Below are 213 nucleotides of genomic sequence, written 5' to 3'. Positions count from 1 at the left end.
ATTGGGGCATCATTAACCGGATTGACTGTGACGTTCACTGTAGCCGTTTCCGTAACTCCGCCGGAAGTCACCGTGTAAGTAAAACTGGTGCTGCCATTGTAATTAGCGGTTGGGGTAAAGCTTAAAGTGCCGTCATTATTTAACAGCACTGTGCCGTTGGCTACCGTTACGGTGTTGCCTGCGGTAATAGCTGTACCATCAATCGCAGTGATG

The 213-nt window shown here is 48.8% G+C and carries 1 protein-coding gene; it reads right to left on the bottom strand.

The genetic code is table 11. From position 1 onward, the window contains the following. On the bottom strand, window positions 1-213 hold a 213-nt coding region (locus Lqua_RS18305), incomplete at both ends, for a cadherin-like domain-containing protein (RefSeq protein WP_162264384.1).

The organism is Legionella quateirensis (assembly GCF_001467955.1).
In the GTDB taxonomy this organism is placed as follows: Bacteria; Pseudomonadota; Gammaproteobacteria; order Legionellales; family Legionellaceae; genus Legionella; species Legionella quateirensis.
Note: the sequence above shows the minus strand (reverse complement) of the source record. Positions and strands in the feature narration are given on the sequence as shown.